This is a genomic window from Methylobacterium trifolii, assembly GCF_022179685.1.
GTDB lineage: Bacteria > Pseudomonadota > Alphaproteobacteria > Rhizobiales > Beijerinckiaceae > Methylobacterium > Methylobacterium trifolii.
Window position 1 is genome coordinate 1 of record NZ_BPRB01000015.1, and the last position, 1,361, is coordinate 1,361.

A 1,361-nucleotide genomic window follows, 5' to 3' on the forward strand; every position below is an offset into this window, starting at 1 on the left:
GTAATTACCCAGGCCCTTGCGCGGGTCGGGTTTCGCTGATTCCTTCGTAGGATGGGGCGCAGCGATCTTGAGCGGTTGAGCCGCGAGGAACTGATCGAGCTGGTGCTGCGTCTGCAGCGTCCGGACAAGACCTCGCGCACGTCCTCGAAGCCGCCCGCCACAGACCGCAAAGAGCGGCGCGAGCAATCCAAACCTGGCGGGGCCAAGCCCGGCCACGAGGGCCATAGCCGTGTGATGAGCGACGATCCCGACGTGGTCGTCGATCATCGGCCCGACCGCTGCGCGTGCTGCGGCGGCGCCCTGCACGGAGATCTTCCTGCCGAACTCGTGAGCGTGTCCGAGCGGATCGAGTTGCCGGAGGTGACACCGGTCGTGACGCAGCATCGACGGTTGGCCGTGCAGTGCCCGACCTGCGGGGTGCGGGTCGTCGCGCCGGTGCCGGAGGCGGCGCGGGGCACGCCGTTCGGCCCACGGCTGCATGCGGTGGCGACGTATCTCAAGACCTTCCAGGCGCTGTCCTACGAGCGACTGCAGGCAGCCTTGTCGGACCTGTTCGGTCTGACGCTCAGCCAGGGCGGGCTGATGAACCTGCTCCGCCGGGCGCAGGGGCGCTTTCGTCCCGGTCGCGAGGAGGCCGTCTCGACGCTACGCCGGGCCGCTGTGATCGCCTCGGACGAGACCGGCGTCCGGATCGAGGGCAGCAACGCTTATCACTGGGTGTTCCATGCGGCCGACGCCGTGGTGCACACGGCCTCGCCGACGCGGGGCGCCATCGTGATACGGGAGATGATGGACGGCCACCGGCCCGCGGTTTGGATCTCGGACCGCTACACCGCCCAGCAGGGTCATGCCGCCGCGCACCAGACCTGCCTCGCCCATCTTGCCCGCGACGTCGCCTACGTCGTCGAGGTCAGCGACGATCCCGTGCCCTGGCGATTGCAGCTCTGGTTGCAGACGGTATTCGGCCTGGCCGAGCGCGTCACCGACCTGGCCGCCTCGACGCTCGCCGCCAAGCGCCGGACCTTGGATCGACAGCTCGGCGCCATCCTCGCAACGTCGAGCCGCTGCGACCTGACCCGCGACTTGCAGGCCAAGATCGGACGGGCGCGTGATCAGCTCCTCGTCTTCCTCGCCCATCCCGGTGCGGTCGAACCGACCAACAACGGCTCAGAGCGACTGCTGCGCCCAGCGGTCGTCCAGCGGAAGGTGACCAACGGCTACCGCGCGATGTGGGCCGCCGAGGGCGAGGCCGCCATCCGCACCGTCGTCGATACCGCACGCCTCGCAGGCCACAGCCCATTCGGCACCATCCTCAAGACCGTCGGTGCCTGATCCCAGCCGCCACAGGCCTGGGTAATTAC

General features: G+C 69.0%; 1 protein-coding gene. It reads left to right on the plus strand.

The window, feature by feature from the left end; all coding sequences use genetic code 11:
- The first annotated feature begins 51 nt into the window (after positions 1–51).
- Positions 52–1,332, plus strand: a complete 1,281-nt coding sequence (gene tnpC / locus COGEMETH_RS01370; protein ID WP_238180829.1) for an IS66 family transposase — start codon at positions 52–54, stop codon at positions 1,330–1,332.
- Positions 1,333–1,361: the final 29 nt, after the last annotated feature.

Bases quoted from the DNA above. Each gene is read 5' to 3' on its own strand.
- tnpC (WP_238180829.1), top strand. From the start codon at position 52: ATGGGGCGCAGCGATCTTGAGCGGTTGAGCCGCGAGGAACTGATCGAG.